Source organism: Pseudomonas sp. KCJK9016 (assembly GCF_046231795.1).
GTDB classification, from domain to species: domain Bacteria; phylum Pseudomonadota; class Gammaproteobacteria; order Pseudomonadales; family Pseudomonadaceae; genus Aquipseudomonas; species Aquipseudomonas bananamidigenes.
Genome location: NZ_JBJJMM010000005.1, coordinates 117,288 through 142,075, shown reverse-complemented (window position 1 = coordinate 142,075; position 24,788 = coordinate 117,288). Strand labels below are relative to the sequence as shown.

The window sequence follows — 24,788 nt, the reverse complement described above, 5'->3', positions numbered from 1 at the left end:
GGCTCGTTCTGGCCGGAGAGTGTGTGAGGCAATAAGAAAATCTGTGAAGAAAAAGCCGATGCATTAAACATGTATCGGCTTTTTTGTTTGTCCTTTGAAAAGTTTGTTACCTGTCACCTTGCTGTCCGTCGGCGCCGGTTCATCGATAACTCGATGCCTTGAACGAATACTTTTTATGCCGGGAAAGCATGTCGATTCCGGCCAATCGCTGAAAGCCTTGCGGGCCGAGGCTTTGGCGGAAATGATCGTTTCTTATATTCCATAATCGTCTATTCATAACATGAAAGATTACTTTCGGAGATAAGCATCCAGCCCAATGATTGACCCATCGATCACGCCGTGGGGGATTCAACAAGCGGCGAATCGGCTACGCGAAAAAACGCAAAGAGACCGCAGGGAGTCAATCAATGGGTAATGTCCAGACCGCCGCCAGTGCACAGGAGGTGCTATGGCGCCAGGCGCCGAGCGGCGAGTTGGTCGATCTCGGCCGGCCCCATCGCTTGCCGTTGGGGCAGCAGCGTTTGCAGCGGGCGCCCAAGGGCATTCTGAACCGCCGCGAAACGATACTGCTCGGCGTTCTGGCGCTGGTAGTGCATGGCGCGGTGATTTACTGGATCAACCAGCATCCGACGCCGGCGCTGCCGATCGTGCCGCCGGAAATTCCACCGATGACCATAGAGTTTTCGCGTCCGGCCCCCCCGGCGCCGCCTGTGGTTGTGCCGCCGCCACCGGCACCTGTGGTCGAGCCTCCGCCGCCGGTGGAAGACGAATTGGCAACCAAGCCACCACCCAAACCGAAGCCGATTCCCAAGCCGAAACCGGTCGCCAAACCGGTACCGAAGCCTGCGCCCAAAGCGGTCGAACAGCCACCGGCTCCGCCACAACCGGCAGCCCCGGTCGCCACGCCAGCGCCACCTGCACCACCGGCACCTGCTCCGGTGACACCGGCCTCGGCCAACGCCGCGTACCTGAAGAACCCGGCGCCGGAGTATCCGTCACTGGCCCAGCGTCGCGGCTGGGAAGGCACGGTGCTGCTGCGGGTGCATGTATTGGCCAGTGGCAAACCGGGCGAGATCCAGATTCAGAAAAGCAGTGGCCGGCAACAGCTCGACGACGCGGCGCTGGATGCCGTGAAGCGCTGGAGCTTTGTGCCGGCCAAGCAGGGTGATGTCGCCCAGGACGGCTGGGTCAGCGTGCCCATCGATTTCAAGATTCACTAAACCGAAACCAAATTCGCGCGAAACGTTTACACGAGGGAACACATCATGACGTTACTGGCATCTCCACTGGAATCCATCGAAAGCGCGGTGATCTGGCTGCTGGTGGTCTTCTCTGTCGCCACCTGGGGCCTGGCATTGCTCAAGGCTGTGCAGTTCGGTCGGTTGAAGGCGCAGGACCGTAAATTTCACAAACGCTTCTGGGCGGCGTCGAGTCTGGACTCCGCCGCCGAGTTGAGCGAAACCCAGCCCGGCGCGGCAGCGCGGGTGGCGCAGGCCGGTTACGCGGCGATTCAGGTGGGCGAGGCGCCGCAGGCCAATGACCTGAGCCAGGCGATCAACCATCAGGACCGCCTCGAACGTGCCTTGCGCCAGCAGATCGTCCGCGAGCGCCGTTCGCTGGAAACCGGTCTGGCGGTGGTTGCGAGTATTGGCAGCACCTCGCCATTCATTGGCCTGTTCGGCACGGTGTGGGGAATCATGGAAGCGTTGAAAGGCATCAGCGCGGCGGGCTCGGCGAGCCTCGAAACGGTGGCCGGTCCCATCGGTGCAGCGCTGGTCGCCACCGGTGTGGGGATTGCGGTCGCGGTGCCGGCGGTGCTGGTTTACAACTACTTTTTGCGTCGTCTGAAACTGACGGCGGCGGACCTGGACGACTTTGCCCATGACTTCTACAGCCTGGCGCAAAAGAGCGCGTTCCGCGTGCTGATCCACCCGACCGCGCACAAGGCTGCGGCCCAGGGCAACGCTACAAAAGTGAAGGAGGCCTCTTGATATGGCCTTCTCCACGCAAGACAGCGACGAGGTGCTGAGCGAGATCAACGTGACGCCACTGGTGGACGTGATGCTGGTGCTGCTGGTGGTGTTCATCGTCACCGCGCCGCTGCTGACCAACGCGATACCGATCAACCTGCCGAAGACTGAAGCAGTGGCGCCGGTCGAGCAGAAAGACCCGTTGGTGGTGAGCATCGACGGTTCTGGAAAACTGTTTATCAACAAGGACGAAATCCAGCCGGACCTGCTGGAGTTCAACCTCAAGTCGGCCAAGGCCAAGGACCCGGAAGTGCGCGTGCAATTGCAGGCGGACGACGGGGTGAATTACGGCGAAGTGGCGCGAGCCATGGCATCGATTGAGCGGGCGGGCATCACCAAGCTGTCGGTGATCACTGCACGATAAGGGTTTCACGTTTTTCCGGGGCCGTCTCCTTGGCAGGGTGCGGCCCCTTTTTTGTTTGAGACTTTATATTCATTTCAGGTCTTAATAAATAGCTTCTTATTCCTTAACGAATATAAATACCGTCCCTATACTCGATCAGGAACAGACACGACGCAGGAGAGCTCCCCCATGCGCAACGAATCAATCCGCTATCTGATTGTGCCGGGCTGGCAAGGATCGCCAGAAGATCATTGGCAAAGCCACTGGCAGAACAGCCTGCCGAACAGCGCGCGGGTGGAGCAGGCCGACTGGCTGACGCCGCGTCGTGAAGACTGGGTTGCCGCGCTGGCCGAGGCGATTGCCGCCGACAGCACGCCGGTGATCCTGATTGCTCACAGCCTGGGTTGCATTACCGTGGCACATTGGGCGGCCACCGCGCCGTTACAGCAGTTGCGCCAGGTTCACGGCGCATTGCTGGTTGCGCCAGCAGATGTGGAGCGCCCGGCCTGCGTGCCGGCCCTGCGCAATTTTGCTCCGATTCCGACCGACCTGCTACCGTTTCCGAGCCAGGTTGTCAGCTCCGACAACGACGCTGCCGTCAGCGCGCCCCGTGCGCTGGAACTGGCACGCAACTGGGGCGCCGAGGCAGGGATTCTTGCGGGCGCCGGCCACATCAACGTGAAGTCCGGGCATCAGCGCTGGGAGCAGGGATTCGCGTATCTGTATCGCCTGCAAAACCGCATGGAACACCACGCCCGGCGCCTCGCCTGAGCATTTTTATTTTTTCAGCGCCCCCGTCTCCCGGCGATTTGGGGCGGGAGTCTGCCATGAGTTTCGAAACCTTCGGTCAGCCGTTGCTGACCTTTCCCGATGCGGAAAAAAGCCCCCTGAGCATTCGCGCCAAGGCGCTGGTGTTCGTCGATCCACGCTCGCGCCAATTGCGCGAGGAAATGGCCCGACTCGCACCGCGCTCGATCTCGGTGTTGATTCGCGGTGAGACCGGCACCGGCAAGGAATTGCTCGCCCGGCATATCCACCGCGCCAGTGATCGCAGCGGATTGTTCGTCTCGGTCAACTGCGGAGCGATCAGCCCGACTTACGCCGATGCCGAATTGTTCGGCTACGCCGCCGGCAGCTACAGCGGTTCGGCCAGCAGCCGCGCCGGCTGGTTTGGCTCCGCCAACGGCGGCACTTTGTACCTGGATGAAATCGGCGACCTGCCGTTACCGATCCAGATCAAGTTGCTCGCTGCGCTGGAAAACCACGAAGTCACCCGGGTCGGTGCCCATCAGCCGAGCCCGGTGGATGTGCGCCTGGTGGCGGCGACCAGCATCGATCTTGCGCAAGCGGTGGCGGCGGGGAAATTCCACGAGCGGCTCTATCACTATCTCAGCGAAGGGCATCTGGAACTGCCGGCGTTGCGCGCGCGGGTTGGCGATATTCTGCCGCTGGCCGAGTACTTCCTCGGCATCTACAGCCAGCGCCTGGATCTACCGGTGCCGCTGATCAGCGAAGCGGCGCAGGAGGTGCTGGAGCAGCACAGCTGGCCGGGCAACACCCGGGAGCTGGAAAACGTCATTCACTTTGCGCTGCTGGTGAGCACCGGTGATGAAATCCTGCCGGAACACCTGAACCTGCCCGAGGTGTCTGGGTCGCTGGTTCAGATCGAACGTCAGGTGGCGAGCATCAGCGCCAAAGGGTCTGCCGAGGAACGTAAGGCACTGAAAGCATTGCTGCTGGGCCTGAGCGAGGCGTTGTAACCATTTTGTTCAATATGAACAAAATGGAATATGAAGCTGAATAAACGTTATTGTCCGGGAATAAAAAATCCCGGTATTGTCCGACTCACGCCAGCAGTAGCACATCGCTGGCACACGTATTGATGCCGTCGTCGATGACGACCGTGATTTTCGACTAAGGACACTGCATGAAAAAGGTTCTGTTGTTTACCGCATTGGCGGCTGCTCTGACTGCTTCCCTGGCCCAGGCCGGCGAAAAACTGGTGGTTGCCGCGACCCCGGTTCCCCATGCCGAGATCCTCGAGCTGATCAAACCGACCCTCGCCAAAGAAGGCGTGGATCTGGAAATCAAAGTCTTCACCGACTACGTACAGCCGAACGTGCAGGTGGGCGAGAAGCGTCTGGATGCCAACTACTTCCAGACCCTGCCGTACCTGAACAGCTTCAACCAGGGCAAATACAAGGACGACAAGGCCAAGTACCTGGTGACCGTGCAGGGCGTGCACGTTGAACCCTTCGGCGGCTACTCGAGCAAGTACAAGACCCTGGCCGAACTGCCGGACGGCGCCACCATCGCCATTCCGAACGAAGGCAGCAACAGCGGTCGTGCGCTGATCCTGCTGCAGAAGGCCGGCCTGATCGAACTGAAAGATCCGAAAAACGCCTTGGCCACGCCGAAAGACATCGCCAAGAACCCGCACAACTTCAAATTCAAGGAACTGGAGTCGGCCCTGCTGCCGCGTGTTCTGAAAGAAGTCGATCTGGACATGATCAACACCAACTACGCGCTGGAAGCCAAGTTGAACCCGACCAAGGACGCCCTGGTGATCGAAGGCGCGGATTCGCCTTACGTGAACTTCCTGGTCGCCCGTGAGGACAACAAGAACAGCGACGCCATCAAGAAACTGGCCGCTGCCCTGACCAGCCCGGAAGTCAAAGCGTTCATCGAGAAGAAGTACAACGGCGCGGTATTGCCGGCGTTCTGATCTGACGCAGCAACACAACCCCTTCAGGTGTGAAAACGCCGATGGCCAGTGATGGTCATCGGCGTTTTTGTGTGTGCGGGCAAGGGGGTAAGTTCAGGCCACCTCGGCCTTCAACGCCCGGCGCAACGCCACCAACAATTTCACGATGTCTTGCGGATCCAGTCGCTGCGGCACTTTTACGTCCATGTTCTCTTCCTTGTTATGGGTTCGGCGGGGGGAGTCTGGCCAATCGCTGTTCGTCCTTGGAGGGCTTTCATGAAAAAAAGATCCGTCCTACAGCGCTGGGGACAATAGCCTTCCTACTTCTTCCCGGCAAACCTGGTGATTAGTTTTTTGCGTGATATCAATATGCTTTAACGGTATTTAAATTCTTATTTTTATACCTTTAAAGTCGGTACCTGCAGGACAGTTACCCACTGTCCATGGACTGCACCACCGTCGCTTATCAAGCGGCGTCAGGATGTTTCATGACTTTCGATTACGCATTTATCCTCAGCACGTTGCCGGCGTTTCTCAAAGCCGTTGGCGTTACGCTGCAGGTCGGTTTGATTGCTATCGGCACCTCGCTGCTGGTGGCGTTGCTCAACGCGGCGATCCTGGTGTTCCGCACGCCTTACTTGCAAAAACTGGTCGGGCTGTACGTGGAACTGGCGCGCAACACGCCGCTGTTGATCCAGTTGTTTTTCGTCTACTTCGCATTGCCGGCACTGGGGATCAAGGTTTCCGGATTCACCGCGGCGATCATCACCATGACCTTTCTCGGTGGCGCTTATCTCACCGAAGTGCTGCGCGCCGGCGTCGATGCGGTGCCTCAGGCGCAGTTGGAATCGGGTCGTTCCATCGGCTTGTCTCACGGCCAGTTGCTGCGCTACGTGATCCTGCCGCAAGCGGGGATTCTCAGTCTGCCGTCGCTGTTCGCCAATTTCATTTTCCTGCTCAAGGAGACCACCGTGGTCTCGGCCGTGGCGGTGCCAGAGATTCTCTACACCACCAAGAGCTACATCGCGCTTTACTACAAGACCTACGAAATGCTCGCCGTGCTGACGCTGATCTGCGTGCTGCTGTTCCTGCCGCTGTCGCTGCTGTTGAGCCGCCTGGAAAGGAGGCTCCAGCATGGCCAGTTCGGGTCTTGAACTGCTCTGGGTGTCGTTGCCGCAACTGGCCAAAGGCGCCGGGCAAACCCTGTCGATCTCGTTCCTCAGTATCGCCATCAGTACCGTCGGCGGCGTGCTCTACGGCGTGCTGCGCACACTCAACGTACGGTGGCTGAACGCGCTGCTGCGGATCTATCTGGAACTGTTCCGGGCGATCCCGGTGCTGGTCTGGCTGTACCTGCTGTTTTTCGGTCTGCCGATTTTCTTCGGCCTGAGCCTGCCGAGCTTCTGGTGCGCGGTGCTGGTGCTGTCGTTGTGGGGCGCCAGCGAGGTCGGCGAAGTGGCCCGTGGTGCGTTGCATTCGTTGCCGCGCGGGCAGCGTGAAGCAGGGTTGTCCATCGGCCTGAACGCGGCGCAGCTCTACGGCTATGTGCTGTTGCCCCAGGCGCTGAAACGCATGACGCCACCGACCATCAACGTCTACACGCGGATCATCAAGACCAGTTCGCTGGCGGTGCTGATCGGCGTGGTGGACGTGATCAAGGTCGGCCAGCAGATTATCGAGCGCACCTACGAATCGGTGCTGATCTACGGCGCGCTGTTCCTGTTTTTCTTTTTCATCTGCTACCCGCTGTCGGCCGCCTCGCGCGTGCTGGAGCGGCGCTGGACGCAAGCATGAGTGCATTGATCGAGTTTCAGGGGTTCAACAAGTTCTTCGGTGAACAGCAGGTGCTCAGGGGCATTGACCTGCAAGTGAAATCCGGCGAAGTCATCGTCATTCTCGGCCCCAGCGGCTGCGGGAAAAGTACCCTGCTGCGTTGCCTCAACGGTCTGGAAGTCGCTCACGGCGGCAGTCTGAAATTCGCCGGCCGCGAGCTGCTGGACAAGGCCACCGACTGGCGCGAAGTGCGTCAGCAGATCGGCATGGTGTTCCAGAGTTATCACCTGTTCCCGCACATGAGCGTGCTCGACAATTTGCTGCTCGGCCCGCTCAAGGTGCAGAAGCGCCAACGCCGTGAAGCGCAACGGCAAGCTGAAGCCTTGCTCGAACGCGTCGGCCTGCTGGACAAGCGCGACGCCTTCCCGCGCCAGCTCTCCGGCGGCCAGCAGCAACGCATCGCCATCGTCCGTTCGTTGTGCATGAACCCGCGAGTGATGCTTTTTGACGAAGTCACCGCCGCCCTCGACCCGGAGATGGTCAAGGAGGTGCTGGAGGTGATTCAGGGCCTGGCCCGCGAAGGCATGACCCTGTTGATCGTCACCCATGAAATGGCCTTCGCCCGCGCGGTGGCCGACCGCATCGTGTTCATGGATGCCGGGCACATCCTTGAACAGAACCTGCCCGAGCTTTTCTTTACGAACCCGCAAACCGCACGCGCGCAGCAGTTCCTGGAGAAGTTCTCCTACGTCGAAGCGCTGACTTCAGTGGCTTCACCCAAAACGATTCAAACCAAGGAACCGGAACTGCCATGAAAACTGCCAAAGCCTTATTCGCACTGCCGCTGATCAGCCTCGCGCTGCTGGCCGGCTGCAACAAGACCGAAGAACCGGCCAAGCCGAAAGTCGCCAGCGAAAGCACGGCGCCAGCGGGTTATCTGGACAAGATCAAGGCCCGGGACAAACTGATCGTCGGTGTGTTCACCGACAAACCGCCGTTCGGTTTCGTCAACGAAGCCGGGCGCTATGTCGGCTTCGATACTGACATCGGCCGGCAATTCGCCAAGGATCTGCTGGGCGACGAAAACAAGGTCGAGTTCGTGGCCGTTGAGCCGGCGAGCCGCATTCCGTTCCTGCAAAGCGACAAGGTCGACCTGATCCTCGCCAACATGACCGTGACCCCGGAGCGCAAGGAGGCGGTGGAATTCACCAACCCGAACCTCAAGGTCGCGGTGCAGGCCCTGGTGCCGCAGGGCAGCGAGGTGAAAAAACTCGATGATCTGGCGACCCGCACCACCATCGTCACCACCGGAACCACCGCCGATATCTGGCTGACCAAGAACCATCCGGACTGGAAACTGCTGAAGTTCGAGAAAAACTCCGAGTCCCTGCAAGCCCTGGCCAATGGCCGTGGCGATGCCTACGCCCAGGACAACCTGGTGCTGTTCAGCTGGGCCAAGCAGAACCCGGGTTACCGCGTGCTGGATGAAAAACTCGGTGCCGAAGCGCCGATTGCTCCTGCGGTGAAAAAGGGCAATATCGAATTGCGTGACTGGGTGAATGCGGAATTGGCCAGGCTGGGGGATGAGAAATACCTGCTCAAGCTGTATGACCAATATGTGCGTAAAGAACTGAGTGATGACACCCGGCCTGAGAGCGTGATTGTTGAGGGTGGGAAGTGGCAGGGCTAATCAGGCCAGTTCCACGCCGGCTCATCCAGCACCCTCTGCCCGACGACGCCCGTCTGGCCGAGGGTCTTTTCCAGCACGATGCAATTGCACTCCTCATCTTCCTGCAACGCCGAAATCAATCGCCGTGCATGTGAAACTACCCACACCTGACATTCCTGCGATGCGCGAATGATCAACCGAGCCAGCGCCGGCAACAGATCCGGATGCAGACTGGTTTCCGGTTCGTTCAGCACCATCAGCGAAGGCGGACGCGGCGTCAGCAGTGCGGCGACCAGCAGCAGATAGCGCAACGTGCCATCCGACAACTCTGCCGCCGACAATGGTCGCAACAGGCCTTCCTGAAAGAACTCGATGGCAAAGCGTCCGCCCGCCAGCGGCGCGATGTTCAGCCGTGCGCCGGGAAACGCGTCGCTGATCGCAGTCTGCAATGCCTCGGGGTCACCGATCTCGATGATGGTGCGCAACGCCGCTGCCAGATCCCGGCCGTCGTGATGCAGCACCGGCGTGCGCGTACCCAGTTGTGGCTGGCGCACTGGGGCGTCGGCGTCACTGCGAAAGTGATCGTAGAAACGCCAGCGGCGGATGAACTCGCGCATCTGGAACACTTCCGGCGAACTGCGCAGGCTGCCGACCTGATCGAACAGGCTGTCGAAGTTCGGCGTGTGCTGCGCCAGCACGTCCCAACGGCGACCGTCGCGGCTGCGGATCATCGGACCGTCGCGATCCACCAGCAGGCTGGCCGGGCGATAGAGCGGCCCGGCCCAGAGGCACTCCTTTTTGATTTCCGGATCGAGGGAAAAGAACGAAAGGCTCGGTTCGGGCAAGCCCAGCGCAATCGAATAACTGAAGTCTTCTCCGGCAAAACCCAGGCGTAATCGTTTCACGCCTTGGCGTACGGTGGACTGGATCGGCACTTCGCCGTTGCGCATGCGCCGGCTGATGGTTTCCGGCCCGGCCCAGAAGGTCGATTCCAGCCCGCCTTCCCGAGCCAGCGCATTGACCACTCCGCCCTGAGCCGTTTCCGCCAGCAGTCGCAGCGCCCGGTAAAGGTTGGATTTGCCGCTGCCGTTGGGGCCGGTGATCAGGTTCAGCCGACCCAGCGGAATCACCAGTTTATTGATCGAGCGGTAGTTGGCCACCGCGAGGGTCTTGAGCATGAAAATCCTTCCTGGGTGCGCCGAAATCCGCGTCAGGATACCTGCTGCACAGAAATGCATATATCGCCCGGACGAAGGTTGAACCCTGTTCTAAGCTCACAGTCGTATCGTCACTTGCACGTTCGTACACAGGAAGGAGTCTGCATGGCGAGTCCCGGATTGAAAACAGCGGTCCTGCTGAGCCTGTTTGCATTGCTCGCCGCTTGCGGCGAAAAAAAGGCGCCTCAGGAGTATCTGCCGCGAGTCTTTGTGCAAGAGGTCAAACCCGCGGACTTCGCGGCGTCGGTGACCCTAACCGGTGACGTTCAGGCCCGGGTGCAGACCGAATTGTCATTCCGGGTCGGCGGCAAGATCATCCAGCGCATGGTCGATGTCGGTGACCGTGTCTCGGCCAAACAGGTGCTGGCCAAACTCGATCCCAAGGATTTGCAGACCAACGTCGATTCCGCCCAGGCGCAGGTGCTGGCCGAGCAGGCGCGGGTCAAACAGAGCGCCGCGGCATTCGTCCGCCAACAGAAACTGCTGCCCAAGGGTTACACCAGTCAGAGCGAATTCGATTCCGCACAGGCGGCGTTGCGCAGCAGCCAGAGTGCCTTGAGCGCGGCTCAGGCGCAGTTGGCCAATGCCAAAGATCAACTGAGCTACACTGCGCTGATCGCCGATGCGCCCGGCATCATCACTCAGCGTCAGGCCGAAGTCGGTCAGGTGGTGCAGGCCACGGCACCGATCTTCACCCTGGCCCGGGACGGCGATCGAGACGCGGTGTTCAACGTGTACGAGTCACTTCTGGCCGAGCGTCCGGCGGAGCGTTCGATTGTCGTCAGCCTGCTCGACAACCCCTCCATCAAGACCACCGGCACGGTGCGTGAAATCACTCCGGCGGTGTCGGCGCAGTCCGGCACGGTTCAGGTCAAGGTGACCCTCGACGGCTTGCCGCAAGGCATGCAGCTTGGCTCGGTGGTGAGCGCCACCGCCAAGGGCAGCGGCAAGTCAGCGGTGGAGCTGCCCTGGTCGGCGCTGACCAAGAACATCAGCGAACCGGCGGTGTGGATGGTGGACGACAAGGGCGAGGCGCAACTGCACAACGTCACCGTCGGTCGTTACCTGACCGGGCACGTGATCATCAGCGAAGGGCTCAAGGGCGGTGAAAAGGTGATTGTTGCCGGCGGACAATTGCTGCATCCGGGCATGAAAGTCGAAATCGCCGAGAACACCTATAAGGAACTGCAACCGGGAGCACAGCCATGAAGCCTTTGTGGGTGGTGTCCATCGGGTTGCTGCTGGGTGCCTGTTCCAAAAGCGAGCCGCCACCGGAGCCGGTACGGCCGGTGTTGTCGATCAAGGTCGAAGCCTTGAGCGAAGAAAATCTTGGCCGTTTCGCCGGCAGCATCCAGGCACGCTACGAGAGCAACACCGGTTTTCGTGTTGGCGGTCGGATCGTCAGCCGTAACGTCGACGTCGGCGCCAAGGTGGAGAAGGGCACCTTGCTCGCCACTCTCGATCCGTCCGACCAGCAGAACCAGTTGCGTTCGGCCCAGGGCGATCTGGCGAGAGTCGAAGCACAACTGATCAACGCCAAGGCCAATGCCCGGCGTCAGCAGGCGTTGTTCGATCGCGGGGTCGGCGCCCAGGCGCAACTGGACATCGCCACCACCGATCTGAAGACCACCCAGGCGTCCCTCGATCAGGCGCGGGCGGCGGTGAACCAGAGCAAGGATCAGCTCGGCTATACCGAACTGCGCTCCGACCACAAAGCCGTGGTCACGGCATGGAACGCCGAGGCCGGGCAAGTGGTGACGGCCGGTCAGCAAGTGGTGACGCTGGCGCAGCCGGACATCAAGGAAGCGGTGATCGACCTGCCCGATACGCTGGTCGACCAGATTCCCCACGACGTGGTGTTTTCGGTGGCCGCGCAACTCGATCCGAGCATCAACACCACCGCCATCATCCGCGAAATCGAGCCCCAGGCGCAAAGCGCCACCCGTACCCGCCGCGCGCGCTTGACCCTGGCCAGCACGCCACCGGGCTTCCGCCTCGGCACGGCGATCAGCGTGACCCTCAGCTCGGCGATCAAGCCACGCATCGAACTGCCTGCGACAGCCTTGCAGGAGGCCGACGGCAAGACGCGGATCTGGGTGATCGATCCGCAAAGCAAAACCGTTGCGCCCCGTGACGTCAGCGTGACCAGCCGCACCGACAGCACCGTGGTGCTGGCCGGCGGGGTCAAGTCCGGCGAGCGTGTGGTCAGCGCCGGCGTCAACAGCCTCAAACCCGGACAAGCCGTGAAACTCGACGAGGACAGTCAATGAAAGGGTCTTTCAATCTCTCCGAATGGGCCCTCAAGCATCAGTCGTTCGTCTGGTATCTGATGTTCGTCGCGTTGCTGATGGGGGTGTTCTCGTATTTCAACCTCGGGCGCGAGGAAGACCCGTCGTTCACCATCAAGACCATGGTGATCCAGACCAGATGGCCGGGCGCGACCCAGGAAGAAACCCTCAAGCAGGTCACCGACCGAATCGAGAAAAAACTCGAAGAACTCGACTCGCTCGACTACGTGAAAAGCTATACACGTCCCGGTGAATCGACGGTCTACGTGTACCTGCGCGACACCACCAGCGCCAGGGACATCCCGGAAATCTGGTACCAGGTGCGCAAGAAGATCGACGACATTCGCGGCCAGTTTCCCCAGGGCATTCAGGGGCCGGGATTCAATGATGAGTTCGGTGATGTCTTTGGCTCGGTGTATGCGTTTACCGCCGATGGCCTGACCATGCGCCAGCTGCGCGACTACGTGGAACAGGCGCGCGCCGAGATCCGCAATGTGCCGGGGCTGGGCAAGATCGAGATGGTCGGCCAGCAGGATGAAGTGATCTACCTGAACTTCTCCACCCGTAAACTCGCGGCGCTGGGCATCGATCAACGGCAAGTGGTGCAAAGCCTGCAATCACAGAACGCCGTGACCCCCGCGGGTGTGATCGAGGCTGGCCCCGAGCGGATTTCGGTGAGAACGTCCGGGCAGTTCGCCTCGGAAAAAGATCTGGCCGAAGTCAATCTCAAACTCAATGACCGCTTCTATCGCCTGGCCGATATCGCCGAAATCAGCCGTGGTTACGTCGACCCGGCCACCCCGGAGTTCCGCTTCGATGGCAAGCCGGCCATCGGTCTGGCGATCGCCATGCAAAAGGGCGGCAACGTCCAGGCCTTCGGCAAGGCGCTGCATGAGCGTATCGACCAACTCACTGCAGATCTGCCGGTAGGTGTCGGCGTACACACCGTTTCCGATCAGGCGGTAGTGGTTGAGGAGGCCGTCGGTGGCTTCACCAGCGCGCTGTTCGAAGCGGTGATTATCGTGCTGGTGGTGAGCTTCATCAGCCTCGGCATGCGTGCCGGGCTGGTGGTGGCGTGCTCGATCCCGTTGGTGCTGGCGATGGTGTTCGTGTACATGGAGTACAGCGGCATTACCATGCAGCGGATTTCCCTTGGCGCGCTGATCATCGCCCTCGGGCTGCTGGTGGACGACGCGATGATCACCGTGGAAATGATGGTCACGCGGCTCGAAATGGGCGAGACCAAGGAGCAGGCGGCGACGTTCGCCTACACCTCCACGGCGTTTCCGATGCTCACCGGCACGCTGGTGACCGTGGCCGGTTTCGTGCCCATCGGGCTCAATGCCAGCTCCGCCGGTGAGTACACCTACACACTGTTTGCGGTGATCGCGGTGGCGATGATCGTGTCGTGGATTGTCGCGGTGTTCTTCGCGCCGGTGATCGGCGTGCACATTCTCAGCACCAACGTGAAACCCCATGAGGCTGAACCCGGACGCATCGGACGGGCGTTCAACGGCGGTCTGCTGTGGTGCATGCGCAATCGCTGGTGGGCCGTCGGCATCACCGTGCTGTGCTTCGTGCTTGCGGTGTTCTGCATGCGTTTCGTGCAGAACCAGTTCTTCCCGTCTTCCGACCGCCCGGAGATTCTGGTCGACCTGAACCTGCCGCAAAACGCCTCGATCGATGAAACCCGCAAGGCGGTCGACAAGCTGGAGGCCACGCTCAAGGGTGATCCGGACATTGTGCGCTGGAGCACGTACATCGGCCAGGGTGCGATCCGTTTCTACCTGCCGCTGGATCAGCAACTGCAGAACCCGTACTACGCGCAACTGGTGATCGTGAGCAAGGACTTCAAGGCTCGCGAGGCCTTGAGCCAGCGTCTGCGTGATCGCCTGCGCAAGGACTTCGTCGGCATCGGCAGTTACGTGCAGGCGCTGGAAATGGGTCCGCCGGTGGGGCGTCCGATCCAGTACCGGATCAGCGGCAAGGACATCGATCAGGTGCGCAAGCACGCCATCGACCTGGCCACCGAACTGGACAAGAGCCCGCACATCGGCGAGATCATTTACGACTGGAACGAACCCGGCAAAGTCCTGCGCATCGACATTGCCCAGGACAAGGCGCGTCAGCTCGGCCTGTCGTCGGAGGATGTGGCCAACCTGATGAACAGCATTGTCAGCGGCTCGCCGCTGACCCAGGTCGATGATGATATCTACCTGATCAACGTGGTCGGGCGGGCTGTGGATTCCGAACGCGGCACACCGGAAACCCTGCAGAACCTGCAGATCGTCACGCCCAACGGCACGTCGATTCCGCTGCTGGCCTTCGCCACGGTGCGTTATGAACTGGAGCAGCCGCTGGTATGGCGTCGCGACCGTTTGCCGACCATCACCATCAAGGCCTCGGTGCGTGACGAGATCCAGCCGACCGACCTGGTGAAAGTCCTCAAGCCCACCATCGACGCTTTCGCGTCGAAGCTGCCGGCAGGCTACAAAGTCGCTACAGGCGGTACGGTCGAGGAGAGCGGCAAGGCTCAGGGGCCAATCGCCAAGGTCATACCGCTGATGCTGTTTTTGATGGCGACCTTCCTGATGATCCAGTTGCACAGCGTGCAGAAGCTGTTCCTGGTGGCCAGCGTCGCACCGCTGGGACTGATCGGCGTGGTGCTGGCGCTGGTGCCGACCGGCACGCCGATGGGCTTCGTGGCGATCCTGGGGATTCTGGCGCTGATCGGCATCATCATCCGCAATTCGGTGATCCTCGTGACGCAGATCGAAGAGTTCGAACAAAAGGGCTACACGCCCTGGGATGCGGTGGTGGAAGCGACCGAACACCGGCGCCGGCCGATCCTGCTGACCGCAGCGGCGGCGAGCATGGGCATGATCCCGATCGCCCGGGAAGTGTTCTGGGGGCCGATGGCCTACGCGATGATCGGCGGGATTGTGGTGGCGACACTGCTGACGCTGTTGTTTCTGCCGGCGCTGTATGTGGCCTGGTACAAGATTCGTGAGCCGAAGAAGGATGCTTCGACATCGGCGCAGTGAGCAGGCTTGTTACATATTTGCGAAGGGTCTGACTTACAGTGTCGGCGTATTCAGTTAACGTCCCTGATCCTTTGGGAGAAGGGGCGTCTGATGTTTACCGTTTTTTGCTGGCTGCGCGCGCTATTGCTGATTGCCGGATTGTGCGTTTCATCCCTGTCATGGGCCGACACGCCATTGGAAAACTCGTTGTGGCGCATACAACTCGATCCGGCAACGCTGGCTGTCCGGGTCACCCCGGCCGGCGGCGAGACGGTGCAGGCATCGGCGGGGATTGCCCCGCACAAAGTCAGTCAGTTGAGCAGGCGCGACAACCGCATCGACTGGCAATGGGATGACGGAGCCTGGACCCTCAGCGCCACCCTCGATCAAAGTGATCTGTCCTTCTCGATCAAGGCGCGTGAGCCGGCAGAACTGGAATTTCTCCATCAACCCGCCGGCGCGATGGGCAAGGCGCTGATCTGGCCTCTGGCCGAGGGGCACTACGTGCCGCGTGGTGATCCGGTGTGGCAGGCCTTTCTGTTGAATCAGGGGGAATTCAATACCACTCAGGATCTGAGTTTGCCGCTCTGGGGTGTCGAACATGACGGATTCAGCCTGCATTGGCTGATGACCAATCCCTACAACAATCGGCTGCTGTTCAGTGACGAGGGCAAGGCTCTGGCACTGTCTGCCCGGCATCGTTTCACCTCCCTCGATCCGTCGGTGCCAATGACATTCACCCTGTTTCTCGGGGCGGCCGACCCGTTGGCCGGGGCCAAACGCTACCGGCAGTGGCTGATCGATAACGGTCGCCATGAAAACTTGAGCAGCAAATTCGAAAAAACACCTGAGGCGAAGCGGCTGTCGGGCGCGAGTCATCTGTACCTGTGGGGTAATGATCTGCTGGGAGCCAAGGATGTACGCAGTTGGTCGGTGCTGCTCGACACCTTGCGTGGGGGTGGCTCGCTGGCCAGTGAGCTGAAAGCGGGACTGGATCGTGAGGCGTTGCAGATCCTTGCTGCTGGCACGGCGTTGAACGGTTATCAGAAAAAAGTGCTTCTGCGCAGTCTCAACCATGCCTTGAATACGCAGGCGCGCAAGACCTGGCAGGCCCGTGCCGTGCCGGACATGCAGGCTCTGGTGAACGGTTACGCTGATGTGCGGGCGCAAGTGGCAGCCAACTTCGGTGAGGCGCTGACGCCCGATCCCGAGCGCTGGGGCGGCACCTTGTCACTGGACACGATCAGGCAATTACAGAATGCCGGTTTGTCCCGCCTGTGGTTGGGATTGGGTGAAGGCTGGGAGGGCGGCCTCTGGCACCCCGAGGCGATCGAGGCCGGCGTGGCGGCGGGTTATCTGATCGCGCCGTACGACTCTTACGAGACGGCGCTGAGCCGCAGCGAAAACCCTGACTGGACCACGGCACACCTGGGGGACAAGGCACATGCTGAATGCGCGATCGTGAAGAGCGACGGAACGCTGAAAAGCGGCTTCCAGCAGTCGGGGCATTACACCGATCCCCGTTGTGTGCGACCGCTGCTCGAGCAACGGGTCGCTGCCATTCGCGACGCCGCCGGTTTCAACAGCTGGTTTCTCGATGCCTACGCCACCGGCATGCTGTTCGACAGCTACCGTCCCGGGGCAACGATGACCCAGGCCCAGAATGCCGAGAGCAATATCGGCGCGTCACGCTGGATCAGCGAAGTGCTGAAACTGCCCGCCGGTTCGGAGGACGGCAACGCAACGACCGCGCAGGGCGTGTTGTTCGCCCATGGCATGCAGACCCCGGTGATCGGTTGGGGGGACGTCGAAATGAGCAAGAACCCCGAATCCAGGTACTTTGCAGGCAAGTGGTATCCGCCGGAGCAGCCAGAGGTTTTCTTCAAACCCGTGCCGATCAAAGAGTCGTTGCGGCGTATTCACTTTGATCCGGCCAGCCGTTTGCCGTTGTATCAGGCGGTGTTCCATGGCTCCGTGATCACGTCCCACCATTGGCTGTTCGATAGTCTGAAACTGACCAATGTACGGGCGGACAACGAACTCGCGCAGTTGCTCTACAACGTTGCGCCGCTGTATCACCTTAGTGTCGGCACGCTTGCGCAGCGATTGCCGCAGATCGCCCGTCAGGATGCGTTCTTCCGGCCTTTGCATGAACGTCTGGCGACCCAGGCGCTCACCGGGTTCGAGTGGTTGAGCGCGGACCGGCTGGTTCAGCAGACGTCCTTTGAAGACGGCACACGATTGCAGGCCAACTTTGATATTCAGGCGCGTGAAGTACAGGGACAGACGCTGCCCGGGCGGAGCCTCACGGTGCGTTCACCCGGAAATGCGCCGACCCGGTTTCAGGTTGAGGCGAGGCCCTGAGTTTCAGATCTTGCGCCAGACACTCGCCAGCCAGGGCTGCTGCTCCCGCGGCAGCCCTGCCGGCCGGTAGTAATGCTCCAGCTCCGCGAACCCTGCCGCCGTCAGCAATCCGCGCCATGCCTGCAGATCGTGGTACGAGCCATAACGCGGCCCGTTCCAGCCCTCACGGTTATCCCCACGCGGATTGGAGCTGAACAGCACGCCGCCCGGTTTCAGTGTCCCGTGCAATTGCTTGAGAATCCGTGGCAGCTCCTGCAGCGGCACATGAAACAGCACCGCATTGGCAAAAATGCCGTCGAAGCGTTCTGGTGGCAGATCCAGCTTCAGAAAATCCTGACACCACACCTCACAGCCACTGTCCTCCCTCGCCATCCGGGCGAATTTTTCCGCGCCGTCGAGGCCGATGGCGAGGTGTCCCATCCGTGTGAATGTCTGCAGATCCCGACCCGGCCCACAGCCGAAATCGAGAATGGAAAACGGTGCTTCAGCCTGAATGTTCCTCAGCAGGGCATCGATGTTCTGGCTGACATCGTGATCGCGGGTGCCTTCACGAAAATCCTCGGCCACCGCGTTGTAGTGGCCGAGGGTTCTGGCGGTGATCTGCTCAAGGTCGCTGGAAGTCTGCTTCATGGTCTGGCTGCGCTGAGAGGTAGGTCTGGCCAATATACGCCATACCCGATCAGTCCCGCGCACAGGTAGTAACCCTGTACCGCAACGAGCGAACCTGTATTCGTTGAAATAGCGTCTGTGCGACAGGCGACTGTCGCGATACCGACTCCTTCAGCATGGTTTCTTCAAGGCAGGATTACCTATGGTCAACGGCCGCAAGACTCACGTTTCGTCATCCCCCGCGCGTCTTGCGACAGACTCGGTGCCGAGCCTTAAAAGACCGGGCGACATGACCGTTTTTCAAGCTCCGGAAATCAAGGTCGCGCGGCGTGTTCCGTCGTGGGATCAGGCACTGCCGTTATCTTCCGATGGGCGTATCACTGTCGCCGGTTTGCCCACGATGGAAAATGTCTCTATCCGGTCGGTGGGGATGTCGCTTGAGAGCTTTCGTCTGAAACTGCCTCCCCATATGCCTGTCGCCGATGGGCAAGGCATCAGGCGATTCAAGGGGCGTGAGTTCGTTGACGTCGCCCCGGGCGAGATCGTGCAGGTCAGGCAGGACGCGATCACGGGGGCGTACCGGGCGACGCTTCCCTCCGAGTCGATGGCCTCGGGGCCGACGCTGGTTATGGATCCCCGGACGATGCTGTGGGACGCCGGAGAACTGTCGACTCCGGACGGAATCGATAATGTCATCAGTGCCCGGCCGCCTCTGGATCTGACCGGTCACAAGCCTGCAATGGAGACCTGGGCGGCAACGGCGCCCGGAAAGCTTTATGAAGGCCGGGATGACCTGTTCGAGCGCCAGGCTTCAGGACGCGTGAGGATCGTTGCAAGAGGAATGAGTCAATTTGAACCCCGACATTCAGCCATCCTGCGTGCAGAACTGAGCGCCACACACCAGATATTTACCGACGCGGGCAAAGGGCTCGCTGCTGGCTATGTCGAGGCTGAAAGTATTTTTCAGGGCTATTTCGGCAAGCATCATGAGCTCGTCAAAAGCCGGATCAGCGATTGCCTGTCGCGCGGCGAGGCGCTGTCAATGGAGTATCAGGGGCCGTGGGGACAGGACAAGTTCGTGGGTGTAGCGTTTGACCGGGATCGCGAGGCATGGATGTACCCGCTCGATTTTCATGGCCGCTTCTTCATCAGTCTGAATCATGTTGAAGAGGGAGATTTTGCAGTCGTTCTGGGGCATGAAATGCTCCATACGAGCAGAATCAACCGATTCAAGGGCGTAGGGCCCGGTGCAGTGGATTACTTCTATCTGGATGCGCAAATGGCAAATGCTCTGGATCGTCCGGTGCCTGCTTACGACATTGCCGAACGAGGTATTTCCGAAGTCATCATGCAGGGAGGCATGACGCTGGCCTATCTGGACGGGTTTACGAGTGACCACAGCAGTTTCAGGGCCGGGGTAAAAGAGGGTTTGGGACTCTCCGGAGAGCTGGATGTCCGGGCGGCCGTCGACCTGTTCAATTTGATCCCGTCCGTCCGGACCCGGATGGCCTCGAAAAATGCCGACAGCATCATTTACGCCGCCAGGAGTCTGCAGGCACTGCATCTGGCCAGAACTGCAGACAGCCAGTTGCTGAACGACCTGCTGAGTCATTGATGAGCTCAGCGTTTGTTGAGCCTGCTTGCCAGACGATCACCGCCCAATTGAATCACCGCCACCAACGCCACCAGCAGCACGATTACGGTCAGCATGATCTGGCTGTCGAAGCGTTGATAGCCGTAGCGATAGGCGATGTCGCCCAGGCCGCCGGCGCCGATTGCTCCGGCCATGGCGGACGAGTTGATCATCGTCACCAGGGTGATGGTGAATCCGCCGACAATCCCCGGCAGCGCCTCGGGCAACAGCACATGCCAGACGATATGCCAGCGCCGGCAACCCATGGCCTGCGCGGCCTCGATCAGGCCGTGGTCGACTTCGCGCAGGCTCACTTCGGCAATCCGCGCAAAGAACGGCGTGGCGGCGATAGTCAGCGGCACAACCGCCGCCCACACGCCGTAGGTGGTGCCGACGATCAGCCGGGTGAACGGAATCAGTGCCACCATCAGAATCAGAAACGGGATCGAACGAAACAGGTTCACGAACGCACCCAACGCACGATTGAGCACCGGCGCTTCGTAGATGCCGCCCTTGTCGCTGGTGACCAGAATCACCGCCATCGGAATTCCTGCCAGCAACGCGATCAACGATGACACGCCGACCATCAGAAACGTGTCGATGAAACCCTGCAGCAAGCGATCAAACCACATAACCCAACACCTCCGTGCGTTGTGCCCACTGGCTGGCGCGCTGACGCAACTCCTCGGCGTTCAACTTTGATCCCGCCACCGCCAGCAACAATTGCCCGAGCGCGTGCCCCTGAATCCGTTCCACGCCGCCCTGCAGCAACTTCACCCGGCCGCCGAGGGCGGCGAACAACGCTGCCAGATCCGGTTCGTCCTGTTGGTTGCCGGTGAACTGCAAACGCAGCACCACCGAGGCCTCGGACGACAGCGGTCGGGCCTGCAAACGGCTTTGCAATTCTTCGGGCAAGGCGTGTTGCAGCGGTGCGAGCAGGGTCTGGCTGACCTCATGCTGCGGGTTGCCGAACACTTCCCAGACCGGGCCCTGTTCGACGATACGACCATGTTCCAGCACCACGACGCGGTCGCAGATCTCGCGGATCACGGCCATCTCGTGAGTGATCAACACGATGGTCAGCCCCAGGCGTTTGTTGATCTCGCGCAGCAGGCCGAGGATCGACTGGGTGGTTTCCGGATCCAGCGCCGAAGTGGCTTCGTCGCACAGCAGAATGTCCGGATCGTGCACCAGCGCGCGGGCGATGCCGACACGCTGTTTCTGCCCGCCTGACAGTTGCGCCGGATAGGCCTTGTGCTTGGCTTGCAGGCCCACCAGCTCCAGCAGTTCGCGAACTTTCTTTTCCCGTTGCTCCTTCGGGACACCGGCAACCTTCAGCGGCAGTTCGACGTTCTGCCAAACCGTTTTCGCCGACATCAGGTTGAAGTGCTGGAAGATCATGCCGATCCGTCGGCGCAGGGCGACGAGGCGATCCTCGTCGTACTCGCCGATGTCCACCTGATCGATCAGCACCCGGCCCGAGGTCGGTTGTTCGAGGCGGTTGATGGTGCGGATCAGCGATGACTTGCCGGCGCCGCTGCGACCGATGATGCCGAACACTTCACCGCGCTGGATTGCCAGATCGATGCCTTGCAGGGCGGCGACCGGCCCTTGCTTGCCGTCGTAGGTTTTGCCGAGCCCGACGAAACGCACATGGGCGCGGTTGAACTCGGGATGCAGTTCGGTGCGCTGGGCCAGCGCGGGTGGCTCTGGAAGATCCAGTCGCCGTTGAATGGCGGCGCTCATCCTCAGCTTTCCCACCCGGCCTGGTACAGCTTGCCGTGAGCTTTATCCAGAGCGGCGCGTACAGCTGGCGAATGCTGGTAGATATCGACGAACTTGATCAGGCGCGGGTCGTTCTTGCTCTTGGGCTGGATCACGAACTGAATCACGTACTCCTTGTGATCGAGGCCGTCGAACAGCAGCGCGGAACCGGCATCGAAAGTCTTCGCCAGACGGATATAGGCCGGGTAGCCCTGGACCAGATCGGCGTCGTCGTAGGCGCGCACCAGTTGCACGGCTTCGACTTGCAGGATCTTGATCTTCTTCGGATTGGCGACGATGTCGTCTTCGGTAGCCTTGTAGCCGACACCCGGTTTCAGGGTGATCAGCCCGGCCTTGGCCAACAGTTGCAGACCGCGTCCGCTGTTGATCGGGTCGTTGGCGATGGCGACGCTGGCGCCCTCAGGCAACTCGTCGAAGCTTTTGTATTTCTTCGAGTACAGGCCGACGTTGTTGATGATCCCCGGTGCGAACGGCACCAGGTCGAAACCGGAGGCGGCTTTGGCGTTTTCCAGGAACGGGATGTGCTGGAAGTAGTTCACGTCGATGTCACCGGCGGCGAGGCTGACGTTCGGTGCGATCCAGTCGGTGAACTCCACCAGCTCGACTTTCAGGCCTTGCTTGCCGGCCTCTTCGACGGCGGCTTCCAGCGGAATCGCGAACGCGGCGGTGGTGCCGATTTTCAACGGGGCATCAGCAGCGAAAACCGCCGAGCTGAACAGGCCGAAGGCCAGGGCCAGTGCTTTGACCGGGTGGGACAGGGATTTCTTCATCATGGTGCTCTTCCAGTCAGTGCGAGGAGGTGTGTCGGTAGTGGGCGCCGGTGTGTTGCTGCGGCAGATGTGCTTCACCGTGAAACAGTTTTTCCCGCAGGCTGCCGGTGTCGTACGCGGTCTTGTAGGAGCCGCGCCGCTGCAGTTCCGGGATCACCAGGTCAATGAAATCCACGTAGCTTTCCGGGGTGACGATGCGGGTCAGGTTGAAGCCGTCGAGGCCGGTTTCGGCGATCCACGATTCCAGTTCATCCGCCACTTGCTGCGGTGAACCGACCACCGTGATGTAGCGTCCGCCGAGGGCATGCTGGTCGAGCAATTTGCGCCGGGTCCAGTCGTTGTTCTGCAGGTTTCTGGTGGCGGACTGGATGGCGTTGCTCTTGACGTACTGGATCGGCTCGTCGATTTCGTACCGGGAAAAATCGATGCCGGTAGAGGCCGAAAAGTGCGCCACGCCCGCTTCGGCGCTGGCATGGCTCAGGTATTCGGCATGTTTGGCCCAGGCCGCTTCCTCGGTCTCACCGACGATCACGTTGAGACCCATGAACACCTTGATGTCTTCGGGATTGCGACCCGCTTCGACGGCGCTGGCGCGGACCTTGTCTACCTGAACCTTGGTTGACGGTTTGTTCTGGCCGCTGATGAACACGCACTCGGCATGACGCCCGGCGAACAGCAGACCGCGCTCCGAACTGCCGGCCTGGAACAGCACAGGCGTGCGCTGTGGCGACGGCTCACACAGGTGATAACCCTCGACCTGATAGAACTCGCCCTTGTGTTCGATCTTGTGCACTTTGTCTGGCTGCGCGTAGATCCGCTGCTGCGGATCATTGAGCACCGCATCGTTTTCCCAGCTGCCTTCCCAGAGTTTGTAGAGAACCTCGAGGTACTCGTCAGCCTGATCGTAACGTCGGTCATGTTCGACCTGTTCGCTCAGGCCCATGGCCTTGGCGGCGCTGTCCAGGTAACCGGTGACGATGTTCCAGCCCACCCGCCCGCGGCTCAGGTGATCGAGGGTCGACATGCGTCGGGCGAACAGATACGGCGGCTCGTAGGTGAGGTTGGCGGTCAGGCCGAAGCCGAGATTTTTGGTCACCGCGGCCATTGCCGACACCAGCAGCAGCGGATCGTTGACCGGCAACTGGATCGACTCTTTCAGGGTGACATCCACCGAGTTTTGATAGACGTCGTACACGCCGACGATATCGGCGATGAACAATCCATCGAATAGCCCGCGCTCCAACAGTTGCGCCAGTTCGGTCCAGTATTCGACGGTCTTGTACTGGGTCGAGGTGTCGCGTGGATGGGTCCACAACCCATGGTTGATGTGGCCGATGCAGTTCATGTTGAACGCATTGAGCAGGATTTTCTTTTTGTCGGCGGCCATCAGATGGTCCCCCGCAACGGAGGGTTTTCATCGTTGAGGTAGTAATTGCCCACCGCGTGATATTTCCAGCGCACCGGGTCGTGCAGAGTGTGTACCCGGGCGTTGCGCCAGTGGCGGTCGAGCCCGTGCTCGCTCAAGGTGGCCTGGCTGCCGGCCAGTTCGAACAGTGTGCTGCCGGCGGCCAGGGAGATTTCGGTGCTGATAGCCCGGGCTTCGGCGACGGCAATCGATGCCGCTGCTACTGTGTCGGCGTTGGTCTCGGCCTGGGCCGCATCGAGGTATTCACCGGCGCGCTCGAGCAAGGCTTCGGTGGCGCTCAGGCGGATGCTCAGGTGGCCGAAGCTCTTGAGGGTCAACGGATCTTCCGTGGCCTTGTCGCTGCCCGAATCGATCCATGGCCGGGTCTTGCTGCGCACGAAGTGCAGCGCATCTTCATAAGCGGCGCGTGCGATACCGGTGTCGATGGCGGCGTGAAGGATCTGCGCCAGCGGGCCGACGGTGGTCGGGCGTTCGAAAGCGCTCTGGAAGGGAATGACATCTTCGGCGGCGACGTACACGTCTTCGAACACCACCGAACCGCTGCCGGTGGTGCGCTGGCCGAAACCGCTCCAGTCGTCGATCACGGTCAGGCCCTGGCTGTCGCGGGGGACGAAGGCCAGTTGCTGCACGCCGTTTTCATCGACCACGGACGTTGGAATCCGTTGGGCGTAGATCGCACCGGTGGCGTAGAACTTGCGGCCGTTGATGCGATAACCGCTGCCGTCGCGCTTCAGGCTGGTGATACGGTCATGGGCGGTCCTGGTGCCCAGTTCCGCCAGGGCATTGCCGAAGCGCCGGCCAGCGAGGACCTCGGCGTAGAGGCGTTGTTTCTGCTCGTGGCTGCCATTCACCCGGAGCACTTCGAGGGCATAGAAATGGTTCTGCGGAATCTGCCCCAGCGAGCCATCGGCCCGGGCGATCAGGGCGATGACTTTGGCCAGGGTCACGTTGGACACACCGGCGCCGCCATACTCCTTGGGCACGCTGATGCCCCACAGGCCGGAGCGGGAAAACACGTCGAGTTCCGGCAGTGGCAGGCGGCGTTCGCGGTCGCGCAGGTTGCTGTCGCGCTGGAAGTCTTCGGCCAGGTCGCTGGCGACGATCAGGGCTTGCTCGTCGCTGGTGATGACCGCGACGGGATGGGAAAAGGACAT

General features: G+C 60.8%; 22 protein-coding genes. 15 read left to right on the top strand and 7 right to left on the bottom strand.

All coding sequences use genetic code 11. The annotated features are described in order from the left end of the window. Positions 1-407 precede the first annotated feature (407 nt). The 10 genes from ACK6BI_RS06705 (at position 408) to ACK6BI_RS06660 (ending at position 8,540) form a co-directional block, all read left to right on the top strand. Positions 408-1,220: an energy transducer TonB gene (locus ACK6BI_RS06705; protein ID WP_409316429.1), complete on the top strand. Its 813-nt coding sequence runs from the start codon at positions 408-410 to the stop codon at positions 1,218-1,220. A gap of 45 nt (positions 1,221-1,265) precedes the next feature. Then, positions 1,266-1,991 carry a MotA/TolQ/ExbB proton channel family protein gene (locus ACK6BI_RS06700; RefSeq protein ID WP_039764509.1) on the top strand — a complete coding sequence of 242 codons (726 nt, stop codon included), beginning with the start codon at positions 1,266-1,268 and terminating at the stop codon, positions 1,989-1,991. Between the two features lies 1 nt (position 1,992). Continuing rightward, the gene (locus tag ACK6BI_RS06695; protein WP_065261364.1) at positions 1,993-2,394 is read left to right on the top strand and encodes a biopolymer transporter ExbD; all 402 of its coding nucleotides are present in this window, start codon (positions 1,993-1,995) and stop codon (positions 2,392-2,394) included. 168 nt (positions 2,395-2,562) lie between these two features. Further along, positions 2,563-3,144 carry an alpha/beta hydrolase gene (locus tag ACK6BI_RS06690; RefSeq protein WP_409316428.1) on the top strand — a complete coding sequence of 194 codons (582 nt, stop codon included), beginning with the start codon at positions 2,563-2,565 and terminating at the stop codon, positions 3,142-3,144. Between the two features lie 56 nt (positions 3,145-3,200). Continuing rightward, positions 3,201-4,133, top strand: a complete 933-nt coding sequence (locus ACK6BI_RS06685) for a sigma 54-interacting transcriptional regulator (RefSeq protein ID WP_409316427.1) — start codon at positions 3,201-3,203, stop codon at positions 4,131-4,133. Positions 4,134-4,300: 167 nt separating this feature from the next. Continuing rightward, complete coding sequence (locus ACK6BI_RS06680) at positions 4,301-5,098, top strand: MetQ/NlpA family ABC transporter substrate-binding protein (RefSeq protein ID WP_007952772.1); 798 nt, start codon at positions 4,301-4,303, stop codon at positions 5,096-5,098. A 467-nt stretch (positions 5,099-5,565) separates the two neighbouring features. Continuing rightward, positions 5,566-6,231 (top strand): amino acid ABC transporter permease, encoded by a 666-nt coding sequence (locus ACK6BI_RS06675; protein WP_065261361.1) that lies wholly within the window; start codon positions 5,566-5,568, stop codon positions 6,229-6,231. Continuing rightward, positions 6,212-6,871: an amino acid ABC transporter permease gene (locus ACK6BI_RS06670; protein ID WP_041475107.1), complete on the top strand. Its 660-nt coding sequence runs from the start codon at positions 6,212-6,214 to the stop codon at positions 6,869-6,871. The genes ACK6BI_RS06675 and ACK6BI_RS06670 overlap by 20 nt, the downstream gene beginning before the upstream one ends. Continuing rightward, positions 6,868-7,665 carry an amino acid ABC transporter ATP-binding protein gene (locus ACK6BI_RS06665; RefSeq protein ID WP_409316426.1) on the top strand — a complete coding sequence of 266 codons (798 nt, stop codon included), beginning with the start codon at positions 6,868-6,870 and terminating at the stop codon, positions 7,663-7,665. Before ACK6BI_RS06670 ends, ACK6BI_RS06665 begins: the two co-directional genes overlap by 4 nt. Continuing rightward, positions 7,662-8,540, top strand: a complete 879-nt coding sequence (locus ACK6BI_RS06660; RefSeq protein WP_409316425.1) for a transporter substrate-binding domain-containing protein — start codon at positions 7,662-7,664, stop codon at positions 8,538-8,540. The genes ACK6BI_RS06665 and ACK6BI_RS06660 overlap by 4 nt, the downstream gene beginning before the upstream one ends. Here ACK6BI_RS06660 and ACK6BI_RS06655 read toward each other — a convergent pair. Beyond that, the gene (locus ACK6BI_RS06655; protein WP_260521789.1) at positions 8,537-9,697 is read right to left on the bottom strand and encodes an AAA family ATPase; all 1,161 of its coding nucleotides are present in this window, start codon (positions 9,695-9,697) and stop codon (positions 8,537-8,539) included. The genes ACK6BI_RS06660 and ACK6BI_RS06655 overlap by 4 nt on opposite strands. 144 nt (positions 9,698-9,841) lie before the next feature. Here ACK6BI_RS06655 and ACK6BI_RS06650 point away from each other — a divergent pair, with 144 nt between their 5' ends. From ACK6BI_RS06650 to ACK6BI_RS06635, 4 genes are all read left to right on the top strand, one after another. Further along, positions 9,842-10,945, top strand: a complete 1,104-nt coding sequence (locus ACK6BI_RS06650) for an efflux RND transporter periplasmic adaptor subunit (protein ID WP_409316424.1) — start codon at positions 9,842-9,844, stop codon at positions 10,943-10,945. Beyond that, positions 10,942-12,006, top strand: coding sequence for an efflux RND transporter periplasmic adaptor subunit (locus ACK6BI_RS06645; protein WP_409316423.1), 1,065 nt, complete (start codon positions 10,942-10,944; stop codon positions 12,004-12,006). The genes ACK6BI_RS06650 and ACK6BI_RS06645 overlap by 4 nt, the downstream gene beginning before the upstream one ends. Further along, positions 12,003-15,068, top strand: a complete 3,066-nt coding sequence (locus tag ACK6BI_RS06640; RefSeq protein ID WP_409316422.1) for an efflux RND transporter permease subunit — start codon at positions 12,003-12,005, stop codon at positions 15,066-15,068. The genes ACK6BI_RS06645 and ACK6BI_RS06640 overlap by 4 nt, the downstream gene beginning before the upstream one ends. A 90-nt stretch (positions 15,069-15,158) precedes the next feature. Further along, on the top strand, positions 15,159-17,411 hold the full coding sequence (locus ACK6BI_RS06635) for a glycoside hydrolase (protein ID WP_409316421.1): 2,253 nt from the start codon (positions 15,159-15,161) through the stop codon (positions 17,409-17,411). Between the two features lie 3 nt (positions 17,412-17,414). Here the strand turns inward: ACK6BI_RS06635 and ACK6BI_RS06630 are convergent, their stop codons facing one another. Further along, positions 17,415-18,041: a class I SAM-dependent methyltransferase gene (locus ACK6BI_RS06630; RefSeq protein WP_409316420.1), complete on the bottom strand. Its 627-nt coding sequence runs from the start codon at positions 18,039-18,041 to the stop codon at positions 17,415-17,417. Between the two features lie 268 nt (positions 18,042-18,309). Here ACK6BI_RS06630 and ACK6BI_RS06625 point away from each other — a divergent pair, with 268 nt between their 5' ends. Further along, a complete protein-coding gene (locus ACK6BI_RS06625) occupies positions 18,310-19,635 on the top strand; it encodes a hypothetical protein (protein WP_409316419.1) in 1,326 nt (441 codons plus the stop codon). A gap of 5 nt (positions 19,636-19,640) precedes the next feature. On the opposite strand, the gene ACK6BI_RS06620 is transcribed toward ACK6BI_RS06625, so the two are convergent. Genes ACK6BI_RS06620 through ACK6BI_RS06600 form a run of 5 tightly spaced genes read right to left on the bottom strand, consistent with a single transcriptional unit; the run spans position 19,641 to position 24,788 of the window. Further along, positions 19,641-20,285 (bottom strand): methionine ABC transporter permease, encoded by a 645-nt coding sequence (locus ACK6BI_RS06620; protein ID WP_260521796.1) that lies wholly within the window; start codon positions 20,283-20,285, stop codon positions 19,641-19,643. Beyond that, positions 20,275-21,399 (bottom strand): methionine ABC transporter ATP-binding protein, encoded by a 1,125-nt coding sequence (locus ACK6BI_RS06615; RefSeq protein ID WP_409316418.1) that lies wholly within the window; start codon positions 21,397-21,399, stop codon positions 20,275-20,277. The genes ACK6BI_RS06620 and ACK6BI_RS06615 overlap by 11 nt, the downstream gene beginning before the upstream one ends. A 2-nt stretch (positions 21,400-21,401) precedes the next feature. Further along, positions 21,402-22,211: a MetQ/NlpA family ABC transporter substrate-binding protein gene (locus ACK6BI_RS06610; RefSeq protein ID WP_409316417.1), complete on the bottom strand. Its 810-nt coding sequence runs from the start codon at positions 22,209-22,211 to the stop codon at positions 21,402-21,404. Between the two features lie 13 nt (positions 22,212-22,224). After that, positions 22,225-23,595: an LLM class flavin-dependent oxidoreductase gene (locus tag ACK6BI_RS06605; RefSeq protein ID WP_409316416.1), complete on the bottom strand. Its 1,371-nt coding sequence runs from the start codon at positions 23,593-23,595 to the stop codon at positions 22,225-22,227. After that, positions 23,595-24,788, bottom strand: coding sequence for an SfnB family sulfur acquisition oxidoreductase (locus ACK6BI_RS06600; RefSeq protein ID WP_409316415.1), 1,194 nt, complete (start codon positions 24,786-24,788; stop codon positions 23,595-23,597). The genes ACK6BI_RS06605 and ACK6BI_RS06600 overlap by 1 nt, the downstream gene beginning before the upstream one ends.